Origin of the sequence: Methanococcus maripaludis (genome assembly GCF_013760955.1) — an archaeon.
Lineage (GTDB): Archaea > AGJL01 > Methanococci > Methanococcales > Methanococcaceae > Methanococcus > Methanococcus maripaludis_A.
On sequence record NZ_JACDUL010000002.1, the window covers coordinates 413,779 to 434,437 of the forward strand.

A 20,659-nucleotide genomic window follows, 5' to 3' on the forward strand; every position below is an offset into this window, starting at 1 on the left:
TATTCCACTTGTTAAATATTATTTTTTCAGAAAATACCAAAATTTAGTTAAAAACAATCATATTTAAATCATAGAATAGATATCATTATGAAAATTGAGTAGTTAAGAAATAAGCTGGTGATTTTATGAGTACACTTGATTATTTAAAGATTCTCGCAACAGAAAAAGGGATTTCTGGAAGAGAAGATAATGTAAGAGAATACATGAAAAAAGAACTCGAAAAATACTGCGATAGTATTGAAACTGATAAATTCGGTAATTTAATTGCGAAAAAAGGATCAACCGGTCCAAAAATTATGATTGCATCCCACATGGACGAAATCGGACTCATGGTAAAATTCATCGATGACAAAGGATTCTTAAAATTTACAAAAATTGGTGGAATTAACGACCAGATGCTTTTAAACCAAAAAGTTATCGTTCACAGCAATGAAGGAGATATTGTTGGAGTTTTGGGATCAAAACCACCACATAAAATGAAAGAAAATGAAAGAAACAAGTTAATTTCAGCTGAACATATGTTTATCGACATCGGTGCAAAAAATAAAGAAGATGCAGAAAAAATGGGTGTTGAAATCGGTACTGCAATTTCATTCAAGTCTGAATTTGACAACCTTGGTGGAAACGTAGTTTCATGCAAATCATTTGACAACAGGGCAGGCTGTGCGGTTGTTTTGAAAACCATGGAATTAATCAAGGATATGGATTTAAAATGTCAGGTTTACGCTGTAGGAACAGTTCAGGAAGAAGTAGGACTTAAAGGTGCAAAAACATCCGCATTTGGAATTAACCCTGATGTTGCATTTGCACTCGATGTTACAATCTGTGGAGACCACCCTGGAATTAAATTAGAAGATGCTCCAGTAGAACTTGGAAAAGGCCCTGTTGCAACAATTGTTGATGCTTCTGGAAGGGGAATTATTACACACCCTACAGTTTTAAAAATGGTAAGGGACGTTACAAAAGAAAACGAAATTCCTGTCCAATACGAAGTTGGAGAAGGTGGAACTACTGATGCAACCGCAATTCACCTGACAAGAGATGGAATTCCAACTGGAGTTATATCCGTTCCTTCAAGATACATCCACACACCAGTTGAAGTTATTGATACAGAAGACCTTGAAAAAACAACAGAACTTGTTGTTGCATGCATTAAAAAGGTGCACGAATACTTTTAATTTCAATTAAAATCTATTTTTTAATTTTTAAGATATTAAAAAAATTTAAAAATTTAAACTAAAACAAAAAAGTGAATTTTATGAAACTTGACATTAAAAAAGACTTAAAAAATATTGCATGGCACTGTATGATGTGTGGTGGATGCTGTGACTCCCCAAGCGTTTCCAAAAAAGATGTTGCAAACATTGCAGGCTTTTTAAAGATCCCATTTGACGAAGTCGTTAAAAAATACCTTGTAAACTTTGATGGAATGACGGGAAGACTTAAAACTTCAAAAGAAAAATGTATATTCTTGGATGAAAACAATAAATGTAAAATTTATAGGGTTAGACCAATCATCTGTAGATTAAGGCCTTATTCAGTTCAAATAAAAGATAAAAACCTTGTTTTAACGTATGACGGCTGGTTTTTAGAAAACTGTAAAGGTCAGTTCATTGGAGATTTAAACCCTGATGAAGAATATTACAAACACGCTGAAACCGTTTTAAAGTACCTTGGAGAAGAAAAAAATACTCCTGAAGAATTATTTGAAAAAGCGAAAAAAAGATTGAAAAAATCTAAAAAAAATTGAAAAATAATAATTTAACAGAACGTTCTGTTTGAAACTGGAATACATAGTGTCTTTTTACAGTTTGGACACTCCACTGTTACTTTTTCCAGTTCATAGTTTTCTGCAAAAGGCTTGTCACAGTACGGGCAGTACCATAACTTTTTACCTGTTTTTTCGCATTCCCCAATTTCTCCAACAGTAGGATGCTTCTTAAAAGTAACGTCACTTTCTTTATCCTGGTATTTAAAAAAAAGTTCGATTAAATCCTTGTAAATTTGAACTGCTGACATTCTTATGCATTTTTCTCCGCCACAGATAGGACATTCCATATTTTCACCAAAAAATTTCATCCCAAATATACTAAAATGTAGTTTTATTCTATATAATATATTGTTAAGATACATTTACATCAAAAGTTTTAAATTTTAGTCTTTCAACTTTATTTTAACAAATTCTGGTGTATTTATGAAATCGATAATTTTAGGAATTCTTTCATCACTTTTTTTCGCATCCACTTTTGTTTTGAATCGACAGATGGATCTTTTCGGGGGAGATTGGGTATTTTCTGCATCTTTAAGATACATATTTACACTGCCAATTCTCTTAATTTTGCTTTACGGTAGAAATAACATTAAAAAAGTAATTTCTGAAATAAAAAACAATTTTAAAGAATGGTTTATCTGGAGTAATGTTGGTTTTGTTTTATTTTACGCCCCACTTACATTTGCAGGTGATTACGGGCCATCCTGGCTTATTGCGGGAACCTGGCAGATTACAATCATTGCAGGAATTCTTGTAACCCCGTTATTTTACAGCATGGTTGAAAATAATGGAAATTTAGAAAAAGTAAAGAATAAAATTCCAAAAAAATCGCTTTTTATTTCAGCCATAATTCTTTTTGGAATTATTTTAATGCAGTATTCAAGAATAACTTCTGTTTCAATAGAATCAATTATTTTTGGATTTTTACCAGTTATTGTTGCGGCATTTTCATATCCCTTGGGAAACAGAAAAACCATGGAAATTTCGGGCGGTAAATTAACCACATTTCAGAGAATTCTTGGAATGACTCTTTGCAGCATGCCTGCATGGATTTTACTTTTAATTTACGGACTTTTAAGGTCAGGTATTCCAAACAATAACCAGATTATACAGTCATTTATTGTTGCATTATTTTCAGGAATAATTGCAACCTGGCTTTTTTTCAAGGCGACAGACCTTGTAAGAAAAGATATGAAAAAACTTGCTGCTGTTGAATCAACACAGTCTGGAGAAATAGTATTTTCAGTACTTGGTGAAATTATCCTGCTTGGTGGTGCATTTCCAGACATTTCTGCAATTTTCGGACTGCTTGTCGTGATATCTGGAATGATTATACATAGTATTCATTCTGTTAGAATAAATAGCTGATAAATCAGAAATGTTGTCCTTGATCCCAATAAAAAAATTATTTAATAAGTTGCCTAAATATATGATTAAAATAATTAATGAGCATATTTCGATAAATTTAATTTAATATATTATTTGTGGTGCCTCATGAGAAAATCAAGAATTGGAATGATTGGAACTAAATTACTAATTTATTCAATAATTATTGTTTTAATCCCGACAATAATGTTGAGCTATGTATCAACAGATACAATTTCAGATTTGATGATTTCAAACCAGAATAAAGATCTCGATAGAAATATGGGAATATTGACTGAAAGAATGGATAGTGTACTCATCGAATTTGACACTATGACGTCATATACAGCACAGCTTCCAGTTGTAATTAATGCAGTCAAAAATAAGGATGAAAAAACATTACAGGATTTTGCAAATGGTCTTGAAGACCAGTCTTGGGTTGACCTGGTAGTATTTACCGATGCAGAAGGAAACGTAATTTGTGCAAGTTACGGAGATACCAATGCAGAAATAAGTTCTTACGTTAAAAAATTACTCGGAAAAAATACACTATACGCTTACGATGTCCTTCCAAATGAAGAAGCTTCAAAATATAGCGATTATGAACTGGATGGCTACGATGCACTCGCAATATTTACTGTTGCACCAGTACATGATGGAGAATCACTTATCGGTACTGTAACCTATGTAGATATCATGAATAAAGATGATTACTGGGTAGATAGAGTTAAAGAAGTTACTGGCGATGATGCTTCAATATATCTAAAAAATGTAAGGATATCTACAACTAGCCAAATGGATGGAGTAGATGGTTATGGTATGCCTGCATCTGAAGGAATATTTGAAACTATTTCAAAAAAACAAGATTATATTGGAGATATAAGTATTAACGGAGTATTGTATTTAGGCGAATATTCTCCTATATATAATATCGATGGCGAAGTAATCGGAATGACGGCGGTTGGAACTCCTCAAACTCCATTTATGGCATTGCTTAATTCAACGATTCAGAAAATATTCTTTATCGCAGCCACAAGCCTGCTTATCGCAGTTTTAGTTGCTATAATTTTAAACAGAAAAATAATAGTTCCGATAAAAAAACTTAAAAATTCTGCTGAAATATTTGGGCATGGAAAATATGATGAAAGAGTACATATCGAAACTGGCGATGAAATAGAAGAATTGGCAGAATCATTCAACAGTATGGCCGAAGAAATAAGTAGGTCAGATCAAAAACTTAAAAAAGATGCAAATGACCTTAAACATTCATATGACGAATTAAAAGAAGTTGATGATTTAAAATCCGAACTTATTTCGATAGTATCTCACGAATTGAGAACTCCGCTTACGTCAATTCTTGGATATATTCAACTGTTAAAAGATGAAACTGCGGGAAAACTAAATGAAAAGCAGAAAGAATTCGTATCAGTAATATCTGAAAATTCAGAACGGTTAAAAAGAATTACCGATAACATGTCAGACCTCGTAAGTGTTGATGATGATGTTTTAGATGGCGAATTTAATAAATTAAACATCAAAAATGCAGTGGAAGAAATTATTTCCTCTTTACAGCACTTTGCAGACAGTAGAAACATAATTTTACTCGAGGATGTAGATGATTCGTATATAAAAGGAGATAAATCTAAAATACATCAGGTTCTTGCAAATTTAATTGAAAATGCAGTGAAATTCAGTAAAAAACAGACCAAAGTTACAGTAACTGGTTTTGAAGATAACGGAAACATTCACCTTGAAATTACCGATCAAGGACCCGGAATTCCAAAAGAACATCTTGATAAAATATTTGACAGATTTTACCAGATCGATTCTTCTTCAAAACGAGAAATCGGTGGATCGGGCCTTGGACTTGCAGTCTGTAAAAAAATCGTTGAATCCCACGGTGGATCAATTTGGGTTGAAAGCAAAATTGGAAAAGGTACAATCGTTCACGTACTGTTCCCATTAGTTAAATAACCCAAAAAAAATAATTTTTTAAAATATTTGAAGTTTAAATTTAATTAAATGAAATATTTTCTTTTACTTCTTTTAAAACAGAATTTACAAAATCATCAAGCGTTATTTTCAAATTTTCTTCACAGGATTCAATCTGTTCCCTTGAAACATTCTGTGCAAAACTTTTATCTTTTAATTTTTTCTTAATTGACTTTAATTCTGCCTTTTTTACATCTTTGTCAGGCCTCATTAAAACATAAGCTCGAATAATTCCCGAAAGTGCATCAACGGCCCATAAAGCATGCCTAATTTCCGAATTTCTTTCAATATTCAATACATCGTTGTGAGATTTTATATCTTCAATTAAATCTTTTGAAATTCCTTCCTTTTTTAAAATTTCTTCGCCAAGGATACAGTGTTTTTCTATATCGCAGCCATATTCTTCAATGTCGATATCGTGTAAAACTCCGGTTACAAACCAGCAATTTTGTTCGGTTTCGTCCTTTTCAAGATATTTAGCTATTCCAAGCATTCCATATCCAACGATTAAATTATGATCAAGATTGGACTGTTCTTTTACATAAAAATTTAATAAATCTAGCGCTTTTTTACCATCAGGTATCATTTAAAATCCCTCCAAAAAAAGAATATATAAAATTTAAAAAAATTATGCAGCAGAAACAATTTTTATAATGTCTCCATCGTTTAATTCCTGATCTGCACTGATTCTCAACTTTTTCTTCGCATCGACCGCGTAGATGAACTTTTGCCCGATTTCTGTGTGTATTTTGAATGCAAGGTCTTTTGCAGTTGCTCCTTTTTTAACAAGGTATGCATCAGGTAAAACATTTCCTTTTTTATCGCAGAATTTTCCTTCGTCCTCCACAGGATAGACTACAATCATATTTAATAGATCAAAATAAGCCACATTGATTAAATCCTGAATTCCTGTTCCACCAAATTTATCAAGGTAGCTTTTCATATAATTTAATGCATTTTTCTGTGCATTATTTAGGGATGATTCATCCAAAATTTCCATTGATTTTCCATCATATTTTATTAAACCTGCTTTCTGCGCCTTTTTTAGTGCAAGTTCAATTTCAGCAGATGTTGGAATAACCAAAAAGTCTTTAAATTCTTCTTTTAATAATTCAATGTTTTTTTCTGCGTCAGGGTGATCTGCCTTATTTGCAGAAATAATCATTGGTTTTGAAGCTTTTCTCAAATTTGTCGAAATTTTCAACAAATCATCTTCAGACCATTTCATAGGACTTTCGTCAAACTCTTTAATTACCGCAAACACTTGATTTTCTGAAATGTTTAATCCACTTAACTGTTCAGAAAGCGCTTTTAAAAGATTTTTTTCCTGCTGTGCTTTTCTTGAGAGCCTTTCCCAATTTTTAGTTAAAATACTGTAAATCCACATGTCAAGTTCATTTAACAAAAATTTAACGTCATCTACGGGATTATTATTTTCAGAAGGATTTCCTTCAAGATCCGTTTTTCCACTTGCATCAACTACAAGTATAAATGCATCTGCCTGCCTTAAATCGTCTAAAAATTTGTTACCCATTCCTTTTCCTTTGTGTGCATCAGGAACGAGCCCTGCAACGTCAATAACTTCAACAGGAATATAACGCATTCCAGCAAAACATTTTGAATTGTTTGGGGTACATTTTAAATCTAAAGTGTCACATGGGCATGGCTTTGTAACAAAAGAAGTTCCAATGTTTGGGTTTATCGTAGTAAATGGGTAATTTCCAATATCTGCAATTTTTTCTGTCATTGCATTGAATGTAGTTGATTTTCCAACGTTTGGTTTTCCAACGAGTCCTAATATCGCCATGCTATCACCGGTTTTATAATTGTTAATTTAAATTTCTATAAAATCCCAAGGTTTTTCTTCGATTTTATCAATGTAGTTATCCAAATCCACATTTTTAATAAGTTCCATTGTGTTTTTTGACTCATTTAAAACTTTTGAAAGTTCGACCCCACCTCTTGCAAGAACAGTCTGTGCGACCATGGAATTGAATTTTTCAAAATCAACGCTAACTTTTATTTTTCGCAGACTCTTTTCGATATATTTTATCTTCGTTTTTGAGCCCATGTCAAATTCAAAACTCTCAAAAGGAGTGTGGGGCTTTGGAATCATTGGATTTATACTGACGTCTACTTTTCGAACATTATCTTTTATTTTTTTTGTCAGATTTATTATTTCTTCGATATCTTCATCTGTTTCTTCAGGAAAACCAACCATATAATAAAGTTTTACCGTAGATATTCCGTGATTTTTTGCAATATCTACTGCATTTAATATATTTTCTTCAGTGATTCCTTTATCAATTTTTTTCCGCAAAAATTCACTACCTGCTTCTGGCGCTATCGTCAAAGTTTTCAAATTTAAAAATTCGAGAAGTTCATCAGTAATTGTATCTGCCCTTAACGAAGATGGGGAAATCATCATGTTTTTTTCAGAAATATGCTGGCAAAGATCCAGTACATACCGGTAATCGCTTACAGATGGGGCGATTAGCGAAACCTTGTCTGCGTCGGTGTTTTTTAAACCTTCGTCGACCAGATATTTTAAATCCTCAATTTTTCGATACCTCGGAGGAGCATATATACATTTAGCCATACAAAATTTACAGTTTCTAATACAGCCCCTCCCAATTTCAAGGAGATATGCTTTCCCATAAGCTCCGGATTCATGAGTTACTTGGGAAATTGGATAATTATCTATCCCGAGTTTTTTTGGATATATTCTTTTAATTTTTTCATTGTTATAACTTTTTGGAACAAAAACTCCGGGAATTTCAAAATTACCATTAATTAACTGATACATCGTATCAGTTCCTTCGATTTCACCGATAACGAATGCATCAAAAAATTCATAAAGCGGTAGCGGATTTGAAATGGCACATGGGCCCCCTGCAATGAAAATAGCGTTTGGATTTTGAACTTTTAATTCATTTACAATTTTTACAACGTTAAAATAGTCGTTTTCATACTGTAAAGTTATTAAAATAGCATCATTGTTCTTAATTTTCGAATAATTCTCTATAAAATACGCATTTGCAGAGATATCGTGGTACTTATTTAGGTGGCTGTTTAAAACATGCACTGCAAGGCATGCAATTCCCCCGCCAAATTTATTAGGGTACACGATTGAAACGTTTTTAATTGCCATTTTACCGCCAGAATGAAGAATAAAATAAAATTTAATTGTTAAAAGAAGAGATATAAAAATTTAGTTTTTCAGAATAAAAAAATTGGTGTCAGCTCGCCCATCTTTCATCATAAATCAGAAGCTACTCCGTTCATCATCCACCAATTGCATAAAAATGACATTGTGTCCTTATGCGTCAATTGCATCATTAGTATCTCGGATTCAGTATATAAAGATGATTGTGAAATTAAAATTTACATTTGATAGGTTTTTGGATGTAACATTGAATTTTTAGCTAAATATTTTAAAGAGATTTTTCATAAAAACTATCAAACTTTTAAAACAGGAACAAAAATGAATGAACTCGATATCATTAAAATTATTTCAAAGAATCTTTCCTATTCAGACGGCGTTGAAAAGGGAATCGGGGATGACTGTGCGGTTTTCAAATTTGAAAATCAGCATTTAGTTGTAACTACCGACATGATGTTTAAATCAACCCATTTTCCAGACATTTTAACACCATTTCAGATTGGGATGAGGCTGGTTACTGCAAATGTATCAGATATTGCTGCAATGTGTGCAAAACCGCTTGGAATGGTTATTTCAATGGGTTTTGATAGTCCGGACAAAAAATTTATCGATGAATTATCCAAAGGAATAGATTATATTTCAAAAGAATACGAATGTCCAATTGCAGGAGGTGACACGAACAAAGCGCCTGAATTAACGCTATCCGGAACTGCATTTGGAATTACCGATAATCCAATATACCGTGGCGGAATTATTGGTGAAGACATCTGCATTACTGGAGATGTTGGAAAAGTCGCTTGCGCTTTAAAAATTCTTGAAATGAAAGATAATGGAATTTTAGGAAACTTTGAATTTAAAAAAACAATATCTGAATTTCCAAAAATCATTGAAAAACTTGCAGAACCAAGAGCAAGGGTTAAAGAAGGACTTTTATTAAATAAAATAATCACATCGTGCTGTGATATTTCAGATGGCCTTTCAAAAGATTTAAATTATACTGGAAACTTTGAAATAAATTCTAAAAAGCTATTAAATTCTGTTTCAACAGATGTTGTTGAATTCTGTGAAAAATTTGATATGGATTTATTAAATACCGTTTTAAACAGCGGTGAAGAATTTGAATTGCTATTTACAACTGCCGATTTTAAAAGAGCTGGAGAAAAATTACAAGATGTAAATTCAGTAACAAAAATTGGAAAAGTCGAGGAATCTGGAAAAACGGTTGATGGAAATTCAATTAAATCCGAAGGTTACGTTCACAAATGGTAAAATGGAAAACTATGAATAAAAAAGCTAAAAATTTAATTTTGGATATTATTAAATTTTTTATTTATTCGAGCATATTTTACGCAATTCTTTATCAATTTAAAAGTTTTTTAATAGACATTGTAACTTATCAGAGTTATTTAATGTTAAAAATAGTATTAAGTGATGTAACTCGTTTAGACAATACAATATCCATTTCAAATATCACGTTTTTGGTAGAAGAGCCGTGTACTGGAATTATGACGATTGCGTTGATTTTGGGTTTTGTTGCAACAGTCAGCAAAAATTTAAAAGAATATATTTTTGGATCAGTTTTTTGTGCACTATTAATATACATTGGAAACATAATTAGAATCATAATCATAGCTGTCTTTACAAACAATTTTGGAAACGGCGAATATGTTCACGATAACGTTAGTTTTATAATAATTCCGCTAAGCATTTTTGTTACTATTTTGATATGGTACAAAATCCGCGAAAAATTATTTATAGATATAAAACTTGATGGTTAAAAACGATCAATTGCTTAATTTAATATTGGTGGTATTTTTGGAAAATTTACAATTTATAAGGACAAACACGTTAAAAATATCTTCTGAAGACTTGAAAAAACGATTAGAAGAAAAAGGAGTAGTTTTAGAAGATACATTTTTAGATTACGTATTTAGAGTAGTAAAATCGCCATTTTCCATGGGCTCAACTCCAGAATACCTTTTGGGATACTACTTTTTACAGAGTATTTCATCAATAATTCCTTCAATAACACTCAATCCATCAAAAGATGACGATGTACTCGATATGTGTGCAGCACCAGGTGGAAAAACCACGCACCTTGCACAATTAATGGAAAACGAAGGTTCGATTCTTGCTGTTGAAATAAATAAAAATAGATTGAAAAGTTTAAGGTCAAATATAAACAGGATGGGCTTTAAAAATACATTGATGATAAACACAAACGCAGTTAACCTCGATAAAAAGTTAAGATTCGATAAAATTCTTTTAGATGCGCCATGTACTGGAAACGAGATAAAAGACTCCAATCGGGTAAAAACAAAACGAGATATTTTATTCTGCGCAAAAAGACAGGTTGAATTATTCAGAACTGCAATTGAAGTTTTAAAAGACGGCGGTGAGTTAGTATACAGTACTTGCTCCCCAGAAATTGAAGAAGACGAAGATATTGTTCGATATATTTTGAAAAACAATAAAAATATAGAACTTATCGAATTAAATGTAGACGATTTCCTAGGAATAAACATGATTGAAGGCGAAGTTAAAGGAACTTTAAAGGTAATTCCGCCAAATGAACCATTTTTCATTGCAAAATTTAGAAAAGTTAAAAATTAATTTTTAAAAAGATCATTCTATCATTTCAATTACTTTTTTAGAGGGATTATTATGGATATTTTTCAAAAATTGCAAAAAGAATTTAATTTAAAAATATTTCAAGTCGAAAACACGGTTAAATTAATTGATGAAGGAAATACAATTCCATTTATTTCAAGATACAGAAAAGAAGCAACAGGTTCACTTGATGACGTTGTTTTGAGGAAATTTTTTGATAGACTGAATTATTTGAGAAATTTAGAAGATAAAAAAGCCCAGATTATAAAATTAATTGACGAACAGGGCAAATTAACTGAAGAATTGAAACAAAAGATTGAAAAATCTGAACTTTTAACTGAACTCGAAGATATTTACCGTCCATTCAGGCCAAAAAGAAAAACAAGGGCGACAATTGCGGAAAGTAAGGGTTTAAAACCCCTATCAGAATTAATTTTAAAACAGATTTTAGAAAAACCTATCGAAGAACTTGCAAAAGAATACATTAATCCAGAATTGGAAGTTAATTCAATTGAAGATGCAATTTCTGGTGCTAAAGATATTATTGCAGAAGAAATTTCAGATAATGCAGATTACAGAAAGTTTATTCGTGAAACTACATTTTCAGAAGGAATTATTTCTGTAAAAGCAAAAAATGTGGATGAAAAATCAGTTTATGAAATGTATTACGAATATTCTGAAGCAGTTCATAAAATTCCAGGACACAGAATCCTTGCAATAAATCGAGGGGAATCTGAAAAAGTTTTACAGGTAAAAATCGATGCACCTGTTGAATTTATTCAAGACCGGATATTTAAAAATATAATTTTAGAAAATTCGAAAACTTCTGAAATTTTAAAAGAAACTGTAATTGACAGCTATAAAAGATTGATTGCGCCATCAATTGAAAGAGAAATAAGAAATAGCCTCACGGAAAAGGCAGAAAACGGTGCAATTGAAGTATTTTCAAAAAATTTAAAGCAACTGCTACTACAACCGCCAATAAAAAACAAAACCGTGCTTGGATGGGACCCCGCATTTAGAACAGGCTGTAAAATTGCAGTAGTTGATGAAACCGGAAAAGTTCTCGATAAAACGGTAGTTTATCCAACAGAACCCCACAATAAAATTGCAGAAACTAAAAAACAGGTCAAAGAATTAATAATAAAACACGATATCGATGTTGTCGCAATTGGAAATGGAACTGCTTCGAGAGAATCTGAACATATTGTTTCTGAAATTTTAAAAGAAGTTGTAAAAGACGTCTACTACGTGATTGTAAACGAAGCAGGAGCTTCTGTTTATTCTGCATCCGAACTCGGATCTGACGAATTCCCAGAATACGATGTTGGAATTAGAAGTGCAGTATCAATTGCGAGAAGGCTTCAGGACCCGTTAGCCGAACTTGTAAAAATTGATCCAAAATCAATTGGTGTTGGACAGTACCAGCATGATATGAACCAGAAAAAATTATCTGAAAGTTTAACAGGAGTTGTTGAATCATCTGTAAACTCAGTAGGTGTTGATTTAAATACCGCGTCGGTTTCACTTCTTAATTATGTATCAGGAATCAATATTGGAATTGCAAAAAATATTGTAGAATACCGACTCGAAAATGGAAAATTTGAATCCCGAAAAGAACTTTTAAAGGTAAATAAACTTGGTAAAAAAGCATTTGAACAGTGCGCAGGGTTTTTAAGAATTCCTGAAGGTAAAAATTTATTTGATAACACAGGAGTCCACCCAGAATCTTACAAAATTACAGAAAATTTACTTAATGAACTAAATATCTCGATAAAAGATATTAAAGAAAAGAAAGTTGATAAAATTTCTGAAAAAGTCGATATCGAAAAATTGGCCGAAAAATTAAATTGTGGAGTTCCTACACTTGAAGATATAATTAAAGAACTTGAAAAACCCGGACGAGATCCAAGAGAAGACCTTCCAAAACCAGTTTTAAGAAGCGATGTTTTGGAACTTGAAGATTTAAAAGAAGGAATGATTCTAAAAGGCACTGTAAGAAATATTGTTGATTTCGGAGCTTTTATTGATATAGGGGTTCACCACGATGGATTAGCACATATTTCAGAAATTTCCGACAGATTTATAAAGCATCCCCTTGATGTAATCTCAGTTGGAGATATCGTTGATGTTATGGTAATGGACATCGATTTTGATAAAAAAAGGGTTTCTCTTTCAATAAAACGTGCAAAATAAGTTAAAATGAATAAAAAAATTAAATATTAATCTATTTTTTTAATTACTCTTCAATTATTACTTTTTCAATTATTACGTCTTCTACTGGCCAGTTTTGATACTGCCCATTATTTGCAGTTTCCACACTTTCAATTTCATCGAGAACATCGAAACCGTCGATCATTTTACCAAATACTGCGTAACCGTAGTTTGAGTCATCTTGATAATCCAAAAATGAATTGTCAACCGTGTTTATGAAGAACTGGCTTGTTGCTGAATCCACTACACTGGTTCTTGCCATTGCGATAGTTCCTCTTTTGTTTGAGAGTCCGTTATCGGCTTCATTCTTAATCGGATCAAGCGTTTCTTTTTTAGTTCCATTTACAGTAAAACCACCACCCTGGACCATGAAATCACTTATTACCCTGTGAAAGATTGTTCCTTCGTAAAATCCTGATTCTGCATACGTTTTGAAGTTTTCAACGGTTATTGGCGCTTTATCAGGGTAGAGTTCAAAAGTCATGTTTCCGTAATTCGTCTGAATTGTCGCGTAAACTATTTTCCCAGTTTCATCAGAATTTGTAGAATTTTCGGTGCATCCTGCAAAACTGGTTAATAGAACTATCGATGTTAAAATTATGAAAATAACGTTTTTAAAATCCATATTTTCACCAAAAAATAAATAAAATAATAGTTAAAAAATAATTATTCGATTGTAACTTTTTCAATTATTACGTCTTCAACTGGCCAGTCTGCGAAGTATCCTCTGTTTCCAGTTTTAACTGCTGCAATTTTATCAAGAACTTCAAAACCCTCAGTCATTTCGCCAAATACTGCGTAACCGTAGTTTGAATCATTTTGGTAGTTTAAAAACATGTTGTCAACGGTGTTTATGAAGAACTGGCTTGTTGCCGAATCTACAACGTTGGTTCTAGCCATTGCGATAGTTCCTCTTTTGTTTGAGAGTCCGTTTTTAGCTTCGTTTTTGATTGGAGCAAAAGTTTCTTTTTGAATTCCATCTTTTGTAAAACCGCCACCTTGAATCATGAATCCTTTTATTACCCTATGAAAGATTGTTCCTTCAAAAAATCCAGTTTCTGCGTATTTTTTGAAATTTTCAACAGTTATCGGTGCTTTTTCTTCAAATAATTCTATTTTCATTGTTCCAAGTGTCGTCTGAATTGTAGCAATCATCTTTTCACCAAAAAATAAATTTTTTAATTAATTTTCAAAAATTAAACGTTTCAGATTATTTTTATAAAATTCCAGTATAAATTATTTACTTAAATTTTGCCAATTTATTCAGTCTTTCATTATTTTTACGTAAAATTTCCTGCTTCTTGGCCCGTCAAATTCGCAGAAATAAACTCCCTGCCAGGTTCCAAGAATTACTTTTCCATTATTTATTATTAAAGTTAAAGAAGGCCCAAAAAACGAACTTTTCAAGTGCGCATCGGAATTTCCCTCATTATGTGAAAATCCATAATTTTCGGGGATTTTTTCGTGTAAAAATTTAATAATATCTTTTTTTACAGAAGGGTCTGCATTTTCATTGATTGTTATTGCAGACGTCGTATGAGGGGTAAAAACTATTGCAATCCCACTTTGGACTTTTGAGTTTTGTACTGCATCTAAAATATTGTCAGAAATATCAACCAAAGACTCTCTTCCATCAGTTTTAACTGAATATTCAAAAAACATGGTCGTTCCCCCAATTAACTTGAAAATAAATATTTAAAAATAGTTTAATGTAATTTTAGAATAATTACAATTTGTATCTTAAAATTGCAGCCATTCCTTTGAATGCTCTTGAAATCTGGCTTCCTTCTTCAGTATCTGTTGAAACAACGATTATATCAGTATTGTGTACGTTACAGAGTTCAGATAAATATTCGATAATATCTTTCTCCTCATCTATATACATCGCTCCACCACATGTTGGACATGCTTTGGTCTTTAACTGGTCTTCAAATTTGAACATTTCGTTTGTTTTTACGTTTACTTCTTGAGTATAATCGCAGTTGTTACATTTTACGGTAACCCTTGTAATTCCGATGTCTTCAGTAACAATGAGCGTATCAATTGCACCCATTCCAAGATATTTCATTACCTGAGCTTCACCATAAGCTGAAAGCCCACCATCATCTTTTATAAGTTCTTTGAAGAACCTTTGAATCAAATTTTTCTCTTTCATCAAATCAAGGTCCCTTAAAAGATCCGATGCTTTTTCTAAAAGTTCCCTGATTCCAAATTCTTCAGTGTAACACAAATCAAATGTATCGATGATTTTTTTCTTTAATTCGTGGTGAAGATAGTCTTTTTCTGCAAATTCGTTTTTAGTGTTTCCAGGGCCCCCCAAAAGAAGTCCTTTTAATTTTTTCTCCTCTAAAATTGGCATGAACGATTCTGTTGCGTATTCTCCAATCCTTACCATGAACTGGTGTGCCGCATCATCGATAAGTCTTTCGAGCCTTCTTGCAGACTGACCTCCTGCCTTAAATTTACCAGGAACTCCACTTGTAAGTTTTTTTAGAACAGTTATCGTTTTTCCTTTAACTGTACCTATTGTAGCCTCGTTTCTATCAACTAAAATTACACCGTAAACTTCAGTATCCTGAATAAAGTCTTCCAATGGGTCGGTGTAGAATAAAGAATCACATCTGTACACAAATGTTTTTACAGGTTCAGGAGGTTCGAGTACGTAAACTTCCATCTTTTCTGTTCCAGGGCCACCCCTTGGAATCATTCCTGCAAATATGATTACCCCCATTTCGAGAGGTTCTTTTAAAAGCTTTAATCTCTGCAAAATTACCTCGATTGCAGACTGTACGTTTTTCATTGTTGTTTTGCTTTTAATATTTGAGGATTGGGAAAGCTCCTGCCTTAAATACTGAGAAATATCAGAAAGCCTCCTTCCTGCAGGAACATAAACGCTTATAAGCTCTGTTCCTTTTCCCTTTTTACCTTTAAGTTCCCTTAATGATTTTTTGAATAAATACATATCAGTTGATGAATTTCCGCTCATATATCCACCTTAAAATAGTCTTCGCGTTTGTATATCTCAATTTCCGTAAATTAAGAGAAATGGATTTAAAATCACGTGTAAGCTTGAATTATATTGAATCTTTTTAAAAACTATATATAGTTTTCTCTATTATATATTAGATACATGTTTTTTATTCTGATATTTTTATTTTTAATTTGAGGAAATATAATGGCGAAACCTAAGAAAACAATACCTGCAAAACTTTCAGACGAAAGGATTGTAATTTACGATAAAGACGGGATATCCCGGTTAAACGAAAAAAGATACGGTGAACTTCACGAAAATTTTTTGTCGCTTTCTTTTGTTGAAGGACTCTACCTTGTATCAAAAAACTGGATATCATTGCGAGATAAAACTAATAAACTTCTTTCATTTGAAGAATTGTTCGATGTTGCACAGAATATTGATAGAAAATTGTGTATCCGATATTTGGCATATAAAGACCTCAGAAATAGGGGTTATACTGTAAGAACTGGTTTAAAATATGGTTCTGATTTTAGGCTTTACGAAAGAAGCAATATTGACGAAATTCACTCTAGATACCTTGTAAAAGTTTTTTCAGAAGAAATACCTTGCGAAATTTCAGAAATTACGGGATTTGTTAGAGTTGCACATTCGGTTAGAAAAGAATTGATTATTGCAATAGTTGATGCTGATGGGAGCGTCGTATACTACAACATGGGATATTTAAAGCTTTAATTATTCGGAGGAATCAAAATGGCACATATAATTACGCCCGAAGGGGAAAATAAATTACTTGCTGATATTTTAATGGCATACGGCGTTAAAAAAGAACATGCTGAAATTACTGCTGAAATTTACACTGAAGCTGATTTAAAAGGATTCACTTCACATGGTATTGGAAGATTTCCACAAACAATAATTGGCCTTGAAACTGAAAATATCAAAATTAATCCAAATATCAAAATTGAAAGAGAAAGCCCTGCAACTGCAACCATGAACGGGGATTTAGCATTAGGTTATGTTACAGCTGCAATGGCAATGGATTTAGCAGTTGAAAAGGCGAAAAATGTAGGAATTGGTGCGGTTGCTACATATAATTCAAATCACTTTGGAATTACAGGACATTATTCGGAAAGAGCTTCGAAAAAAGGCATGATTGGAATTGCAATTACAAATACCGAACCTGCAATGGCGCCATATGGTGGAAAAGATAAAATTTTGGGAACAAATCCAATTGCAATTGCTCTTGAAGGAAAAAAACACAAATATTCATTGGATATGGCGACAGCATCTGTTGCAAGGGGAAAAATCTTTGAAGCGAAACGTCTTGGAAAAACACTTCCGGAAAATGCGGCAGTGGATATCAACGGAAATATTACAACTGACCCAGATCAAGCACTTGAGGGCAGTATTTTACCATTTGGTGGAATTAAAGGATATGGAATTGCAATGGCTGTTGAAATTCTTTCTGCAATCGGTGGTGCAGAACTTGGAACAAATGTGAAAGGGACTGCCCGAGCCGATGAAAAGTGTACGAAAGGAGACTTCTTTATCGCGATAAATCCTGAATTTTTCGGTGAAAAAAGCGAATTTTTAGATAAAACTGACTTTTTAGTCGATGAAATAAAAAATTCAAACCTTTCTGAAGGGTCTTCTGAAATTTTAATCCCTGGAGATGTTGAAGCGCGAACTTCTGAAAGTAAAAAAAATGGTTTTGAAATTGATGAAATATTGTTTAAAAAATTAAAAAATATCTGTGATAAAAAAGGAATAATTATTGAAAAATACTTAAAATAATCCTTATTTTTACATCTTTTGATAAAATAATAATTCTAAATATAAAATTATTTAAATAAATTCTTTTTATAAATTGTAATAACATTAACTCAATTCTTATCCAAGTTTTGGAGGGCATTTTCATGAAAGCAGATGCAGTGAAAATTAGCGAAGGAGTCTACTGGGTTGGAACATATGACTGGGATATTCGATCATATCACGGATATACCCTAAAAGGAACCACCTATAACGCTTACCTCGTATTTGGGGACGAAAAAGTAGCGTTAATTGATAACGTTTATCCCGGAACTTCTGCCCAGATGTGGGGAAGGATAAAAAATGCTTTCGAAAAGGAAGGAAAACCACTCAACATTGATGTGGTTGTTCAAAACCACGTTGAAAAAGACCACAGTGGTGCGCTCGTTGAAATTACCAAAAAGTTTCCAAATGCCCCAATATACTGTACCGAAGTTGCAGTTGAAGGTTTGAAAAAACACTATACTGGACTAAAAGATGCACCATTTAAAGTTATAAAATCGCTTGAAAGTATTGATTTAGGCGGAAAAACTCTTACATTCTTAGAAGCTCCCCTTTTACACTGGCCTGACAGCATGTTTACATTTTATGCTGAAGAAGGCATATTATTTTCAAACGATGCATTTGGACAGCACCTGTGCATTACTAAAAGATTTGACAATGAAATTCCAGAAAATATTTTAATGGATGCAAATCAGAAATTCTACGCAAATTTAATTACTCCGCTCTCAAAACTTGTTTTAAAAAAGTTTAAACAAGTTAGCTCACTAGGTTTACTTGAAAAAATAAAGACGATTGCACCGTCCCACGGACAGATCTGGACTGATCCAATGAAAGTAATCTCATCATACCAAAACTTTGCAACAGGACAGTGCAAAGACAAAGCTACAATTGTGTACGACACAATGCACTATTCCACTCAAAAAATGGCTCATGCGTTTGCAGAAGGATTAATGTCAGAAGGAATCGAAGTTGTAATTTATAATTTACACGTTGATGAGAGAAGCGAAATTGTAAAAGATATGCTTGATAGTAAAGCCGTTTTATTTGGAATTCCAACGATTAATGACCAGCCCTACCCGAGTATTGGAGATTTGATGTATTATTTAAGAGGTCTTAGATTTGATAGAACAGGATTTAAGAAATTGGCTTTAACATTTGGTTCTATGGGGGGGAGGGGTGGTGCAATCGAAAAAATTGCAAACGAACTCAGGAATTCAGGTTTTGATGTGGTTAATGAATATGAATTATATTATGTTCCAAATGAAGATGAACTTGAAAAATGCTATTCTCTTGGAAATGAACTTGGAAAAAGAATAAAATCTATTTAATTTATTTTTTAATAAAATAATCTTTTTTAAAATTTAATTTTTAATTTGCATAATTTAAAATTTTTAGAAAAACTGTTTCGAATATCGTCACTTTTCATGCTATTTTTGCGGATTTCGTAGGGTTAATGTAATATTTAGGCTCCATTATAGGTATATTCGGAAATAACTAATTTAAAACATTGCCCTTGAACCGAAATTAATAAATATATTTAACTAAGGTAATATAAGCTTACATAGCATATAATTCAAAATAAAATCTAAAACATACTTTTTATAATGAATAAGCGTAAAATATATTTCGAAATTAAAAATAAAGGTAAATTTTAAAAATTAGTAAGATATATGGTGAAAATTATGGAACTTGTAAACGAACATAAAATTGGTATTTCAAAAGGTACTGCACTTGAAAAAGAAGTTGGTGGAAACGTTAAAGGGGAATGCATGGAAGTTGGAATGTACCTTGCAATGGCAAGACAGGCACAGAGAGAAGGGCTCCCAGAAATTGCAGAAGTTTTAAAATCAATTGCATTTGAAGAAGCTGAACATGCTTCAAAATTCGTTGAAATGAACGGAGTAATTAAAGCTACGTTAAAAGAAAACCTTGAAATGATGTTTGAAGGCGAAACGATGGCAAACAACGAAAAAAAAGCAGCTGCAGATTTAGCTGAAAAAGAAGGTCTCGAACACATCCACGATTTCTTCGAAGAAAGTTCAAGAGACGAAGCAAGACATGCTAAAATGTTAAAAGGAATTTTAGATAGATACTTTAAATAAAAATTCTCTTTTAAACCTTTTTTAATCATATATTGTCTAAAATTAGGTAAAATAGTTCAAAATAAACTTATTTCAACTGTTCTAGTATAATTGCTGGACATTCTTTCAACATTTTAAAAAGGTTGATCAAAATAATTTGATTATTTCAACTGTTCTAGTATAATTGCAGGGCAGACTTTTTTAATTCCTTTAATTTTTCCAATTTTATTGAATATTATTTCCGAAAGTTCTTTTCCATCTTTTGCCCAAATTTCTGTCATGATCATGTGATCCCCTGTTGAAGTAAAGACCTTTTTTACCTCTTCAAATTTACAGAGTTCCTGTGCAACTGCTAAAAAGTCTTCAGGGTTTGTATCAAATCCAGTCTGTGCAACAACATTATAACCCATTTTTGGCGTATCAACCATTACAGAATACCCTTTTATTACCCCTTCTTCCTCCATTTTTTTAACTCTTTTTCGAACGGAACTTTCACTCGTCTTCAATTCCTTTGCAATTTCGGTAAATGGTTTTCTTCCATCCAATATCAAAAAATCAAGTATTTTCATGTCTTTTTCATCCATTATTTTCACCAGTTTATTTTCCATAAAAACAATATCATCCTTATTTCATGTTTTTTTATATTGATATTAATCTATATATATACGTTATACATT

Annotated in this window: 21 protein-coding genes; 12 read left to right on the forward strand and 9 right to left on the reverse strand. The window is 32.2% G+C overall.

Features of this window, described 5'->3' with window-relative positions; all coding sequences use genetic code 11:
* Positions 1–125 precede the first annotated feature (125 nt).
* Together HNP90_RS05030 and HNP90_RS05035 are read left to right on the forward strand one after the other, a co-directional pair.
* Entirely contained in the window at positions 126–1,178 is a 1,053-nt protein-coding gene (locus HNP90_RS05030; RefSeq protein ID WP_011976772.1) for a M42 family metallopeptidase, read from the forward strand.
* An 80-nt stretch (positions 1,179–1,258) separates the two neighbouring features.
* Positions 1,259–1,750: a YkgJ family cysteine cluster protein gene (locus tag HNP90_RS05035; protein WP_011976773.1), complete on the forward strand. Its 492-nt coding sequence runs from the start codon at positions 1,259–1,261 to the stop codon at positions 1,748–1,750.
* A gap of 11 nt (positions 1,751–1,761) precedes the next feature.
* Here HNP90_RS05035 and HNP90_RS05040 read toward each other — a convergent pair whose 3' ends face one another.
* Complete coding sequence (locus HNP90_RS05040; protein WP_011976774.1) at positions 1,762–2,058, reverse strand: hypothetical protein; 297 nt, start codon at positions 2,056–2,058, stop codon at positions 1,762–1,764.
* 136 nt (positions 2,059–2,194) lie between these two features.
* Here HNP90_RS05040 and HNP90_RS05045 point away from each other — a divergent pair, with 136 nt between their 5' ends.
* The gene (locus tag HNP90_RS05045; protein ID WP_011976775.1) at positions 2,195–3,139 is read left to right on the forward strand and encodes a DMT family transporter; all 945 of its coding nucleotides are present in this window, start codon (positions 2,195–2,197) and stop codon (positions 3,137–3,139) included.
* Positions 3,140–3,265: 126 nt separating this feature from the next.
* Positions 3,266–5,110: an ATP-binding protein gene (locus HNP90_RS05050; protein ID WP_011976776.1), complete on the forward strand. Its 1,845-nt coding sequence runs from the start codon at positions 3,266–3,268 to the stop codon at positions 5,108–5,110.
* 40 nt (positions 5,111–5,150) lie between these two features.
* Here the strand turns inward: HNP90_RS05050 and HNP90_RS05055 are convergent, their stop codons facing one another.
* The 3 genes from HNP90_RS05055 to HNP90_RS05065 are packed head-to-tail and all read right to left on the reverse strand — an operon-like array spanning position 5,151 to position 8,279.
* Positions 5,151–5,714: a metal-dependent phosphohydrolase gene (locus tag HNP90_RS05055; protein WP_011976777.1), complete on the reverse strand. Its 564-nt coding sequence runs from the start codon at positions 5,712–5,714 to the stop codon at positions 5,151–5,153.
* Positions 5,715–5,756: 42 nt separating this feature from the next.
* Entirely contained in the window at positions 5,757–6,935 is a 1,179-nt protein-coding gene (locus HNP90_RS05060) for a redox-regulated ATPase YchF (protein WP_011976778.1), read from the reverse strand.
* A gap of 27 nt (positions 6,936–6,962) precedes the next feature.
* Positions 6,963–8,279: a B12-binding domain-containing radical SAM protein gene (locus HNP90_RS05065; RefSeq protein ID WP_011976779.1), complete on the reverse strand. Its 1,317-nt coding sequence runs from the start codon at positions 8,277–8,279 to the stop codon at positions 6,963–6,965.
* A gap of 333 nt (positions 8,280–8,612) precedes the next feature.
* Between HNP90_RS05065 and thiL the strand changes: the two genes are divergently transcribed.
* Genes thiL through HNP90_RS05085 form a run of 4 tightly spaced genes read left to right on the forward strand, consistent with a single transcriptional unit; the run spans position 8,613 to position 13,097 of the window.
* Complete coding sequence (gene thiL, locus HNP90_RS05070) at positions 8,613–9,560, forward strand: thiamine-phosphate kinase (protein ID WP_011976780.1); 948 nt, start codon at positions 8,613–8,615, stop codon at positions 9,558–9,560.
* Positions 9,561–9,571: 11 nt separating this feature from the next.
* Complete coding sequence (artE, locus tag HNP90_RS05075) at positions 9,572–10,069, forward strand: archaeosortase family protein ArtE (protein WP_048060493.1); 498 nt, start codon at positions 9,572–9,574, stop codon at positions 10,067–10,069.
* A gap of 37 nt (positions 10,070–10,106) precedes the next feature.
* A complete protein-coding gene (locus tag HNP90_RS05080) occupies positions 10,107–10,904 on the forward strand; it encodes an NOL1/NOP2/sun family putative RNA methylase (protein WP_011976782.1) in 798 nt (265 codons plus the stop codon).
* 51 nt (positions 10,905–10,955) lie between these two features.
* A complete protein-coding gene (locus HNP90_RS05085) occupies positions 10,956–13,097 on the forward strand; it encodes a Tex family protein (protein ID WP_011976783.1) in 2,142 nt (713 codons plus the stop codon).
* Positions 13,098–13,140: 43 nt separating this feature from the next.
* On the opposite strand, the gene HNP90_RS05090 is transcribed toward HNP90_RS05085, so the two are convergent.
* The 4 genes from HNP90_RS05090 to prf1 form a co-directional block, all read right to left on the reverse strand.
* Positions 13,141–13,740 (reverse strand): peptidylprolyl isomerase, encoded by a 600-nt coding sequence (locus HNP90_RS05090; protein ID WP_011976784.1) that lies wholly within the window; start codon positions 13,738–13,740, stop codon positions 13,141–13,143.
* A 41-nt stretch (positions 13,741–13,781) separates the two neighbouring features.
* Positions 13,782–14,270: a peptidylprolyl isomerase gene (locus HNP90_RS05095; protein ID WP_011976785.1), complete on the reverse strand. Its 489-nt coding sequence runs from the start codon at positions 14,268–14,270 to the stop codon at positions 13,782–13,784.
* A 108-nt stretch (positions 14,271–14,378) separates the two neighbouring features.
* Entirely contained in the window at positions 14,379–14,777 is a 399-nt protein-coding gene (locus HNP90_RS05100; RefSeq protein WP_011976786.1) for a secondary thiamine-phosphate synthase enzyme YjbQ, read from the reverse strand.
* 64 nt (positions 14,778–14,841) lie between these two features.
* Positions 14,842–16,101 carry a peptide chain release factor aRF-1 gene (prf1, locus tag HNP90_RS05105; protein WP_011976787.1) on the reverse strand — a complete coding sequence of 420 codons (1,260 nt, stop codon included), beginning with the start codon at positions 16,099–16,101 and terminating at the stop codon, positions 14,842–14,844.
* 186 nt (positions 16,102–16,287) lie between these two features.
* Here prf1 and endA point away from each other — a divergent pair, with 186 nt between their 5' ends.
* From endA to HNP90_RS05125, 4 genes are all read left to right on the forward strand, one after another.
* On the forward strand, positions 16,288–16,821 hold the full coding sequence (gene endA / locus HNP90_RS05110) for a tRNA-intron lyase (protein WP_181486642.1): 534 nt from the start codon (positions 16,288–16,290) through the stop codon (positions 16,819–16,821).
* Positions 16,822–16,839: 18 nt separating this feature from the next.
* Complete coding sequence (gene comC, locus HNP90_RS05115; RefSeq protein WP_011976789.1) at positions 16,840–17,883, forward strand: L-sulfolactate dehydrogenase; 1,044 nt, start codon at positions 16,840–16,842, stop codon at positions 17,881–17,883.
* Between the two features lie 122 nt (positions 17,884–18,005).
* Positions 18,006–19,229, forward strand: coding sequence for an FprA family A-type flavoprotein (locus HNP90_RS05120; RefSeq protein WP_011976790.1), 1,224 nt, complete (start codon positions 18,006–18,008; stop codon positions 19,227–19,229).
* 354 nt (positions 19,230–19,583) lie between these two features.
* Positions 19,584–20,003, forward strand: coding sequence for a ferritin-like domain-containing protein (locus tag HNP90_RS05125; RefSeq protein ID WP_011976791.1), 420 nt, complete (start codon positions 19,584–19,586; stop codon positions 20,001–20,003).
* Positions 20,004–20,143: 140 nt separating this feature from the next.
* Here HNP90_RS05125 and HNP90_RS05130 read toward each other — a convergent pair whose 3' ends face one another.
* Positions 20,144–20,566: an AsnC family transcriptional regulator gene (locus HNP90_RS05130; protein ID WP_011976792.1), complete on the reverse strand. Its 423-nt coding sequence runs from the start codon at positions 20,564–20,566 to the stop codon at positions 20,144–20,146.
* Positions 20,567–20,659 lie beyond the last annotated feature (93 nt).

What these genes read in the sequence shown, in the direction of transcription:
- thiL (WP_011976780.1), top strand. Translation starts at nt 8,613, where the DNA reads ATGAATGAACTCGATATCATTAAAATTATTTCAAAGAATCTTTCCTAT.
- HNP90_RS05125 (WP_011976791.1), top strand. Translation starts at nt 19,584, where the DNA reads ATGGAACTTGTAAACGAACATAAAATTGGTATTTCAAAAGGTACTGCA.
- HNP90_RS05065 (WP_011976779.1), bottom strand. Translation starts at nt 8,279, where the DNA reads ATGGCAATTAAAAACGTTTCAATCGTGTACCCTAATAAATTTGGCGGG.
- HNP90_RS05030 (WP_011976772.1), top strand. Translation starts at nt 126, where the DNA reads ATGAGTACACTTGATTATTTAAAGATTCTCGCAACAGAAAAAGGGATT.
- HNP90_RS05095 (WP_011976785.1), bottom strand. Translation starts at nt 14,270, where the DNA reads ATGATTGCTACAATTCAGACGACACTTGGAACAATGAAAATAGAATTA.
- HNP90_RS05090 (WP_011976784.1), bottom strand. Translation starts at nt 13,740, where the DNA reads ATGGATTTTAAAAACGTTATTTTCATAATTTTAACATCGATAGTTCTA.
- HNP90_RS05040 (WP_011976774.1), bottom strand. Translation starts at nt 2,058, where the DNA reads ATGGAATGTCCTATCTGTGGCGGAGAAAAATGCATAAGAATGTCAGCA.
- HNP90_RS05060 (WP_011976778.1), bottom strand. Translation starts at nt 6,935, where the DNA reads ATGGCGATATTAGGACTCGTTGGAAAACCAAACGTTGGAAAATCAACT.
- artE (WP_048060493.1), top strand. Translation starts at nt 9,572, where the DNA reads ATGAATAAAAAAGCTAAAAATTTAATTTTGGATATTATTAAATTTTTT.
- HNP90_RS05130 (WP_011976792.1), bottom strand. Translation starts at nt 20,566, where the DNA reads ATGGATGAAAAAGACATGAAAATACTTGATTTTTTGATATTGGATGGA.
- HNP90_RS05050 (WP_011976776.1), top strand. Translation starts at nt 3,266, where the DNA reads ATGAGAAAATCAAGAATTGGAATGATTGGAACTAAATTACTAATTTAT.
- comC (WP_011976789.1), top strand. Translation starts at nt 16,840, where the DNA reads ATGGCACATATAATTACGCCCGAAGGGGAAAATAAATTACTTGCTGAT.
- HNP90_RS05055 (WP_011976777.1), bottom strand. Translation starts at nt 5,714, where the DNA reads ATGATACCTGATGGTAAAAAAGCGCTAGATTTATTAAATTTTTATGTA.
- prf1 (WP_011976787.1), bottom strand. Translation starts at nt 16,101, where the DNA reads ATGAGCGGAAATTCATCAACTGATATGTATTTATTCAAAAAATCATTA.
- HNP90_RS05045 (WP_011976775.1), top strand. Translation starts at nt 2,195, where the DNA reads ATGAAATCGATAATTTTAGGAATTCTTTCATCACTTTTTTTCGCATCC.
- HNP90_RS05120 (WP_011976790.1), top strand. Translation starts at nt 18,006, where the DNA reads ATGAAAGCAGATGCAGTGAAAATTAGCGAAGGAGTCTACTGGGTTGGA.
- HNP90_RS05085 (WP_011976783.1), top strand. Translation starts at nt 10,956, where the DNA reads ATGGATATTTTTCAAAAATTGCAAAAAGAATTTAATTTAAAAATATTT.
- HNP90_RS05100 (WP_011976786.1), bottom strand. Translation starts at nt 14,777, where the DNA reads ATGTTTTTTGAATATTCAGTTAAAACTGATGGAAGAGAGTCTTTGGTT.
- HNP90_RS05035 (WP_011976773.1), top strand. Translation starts at nt 1,259, where the DNA reads ATGAAACTTGACATTAAAAAAGACTTAAAAAATATTGCATGGCACTGT.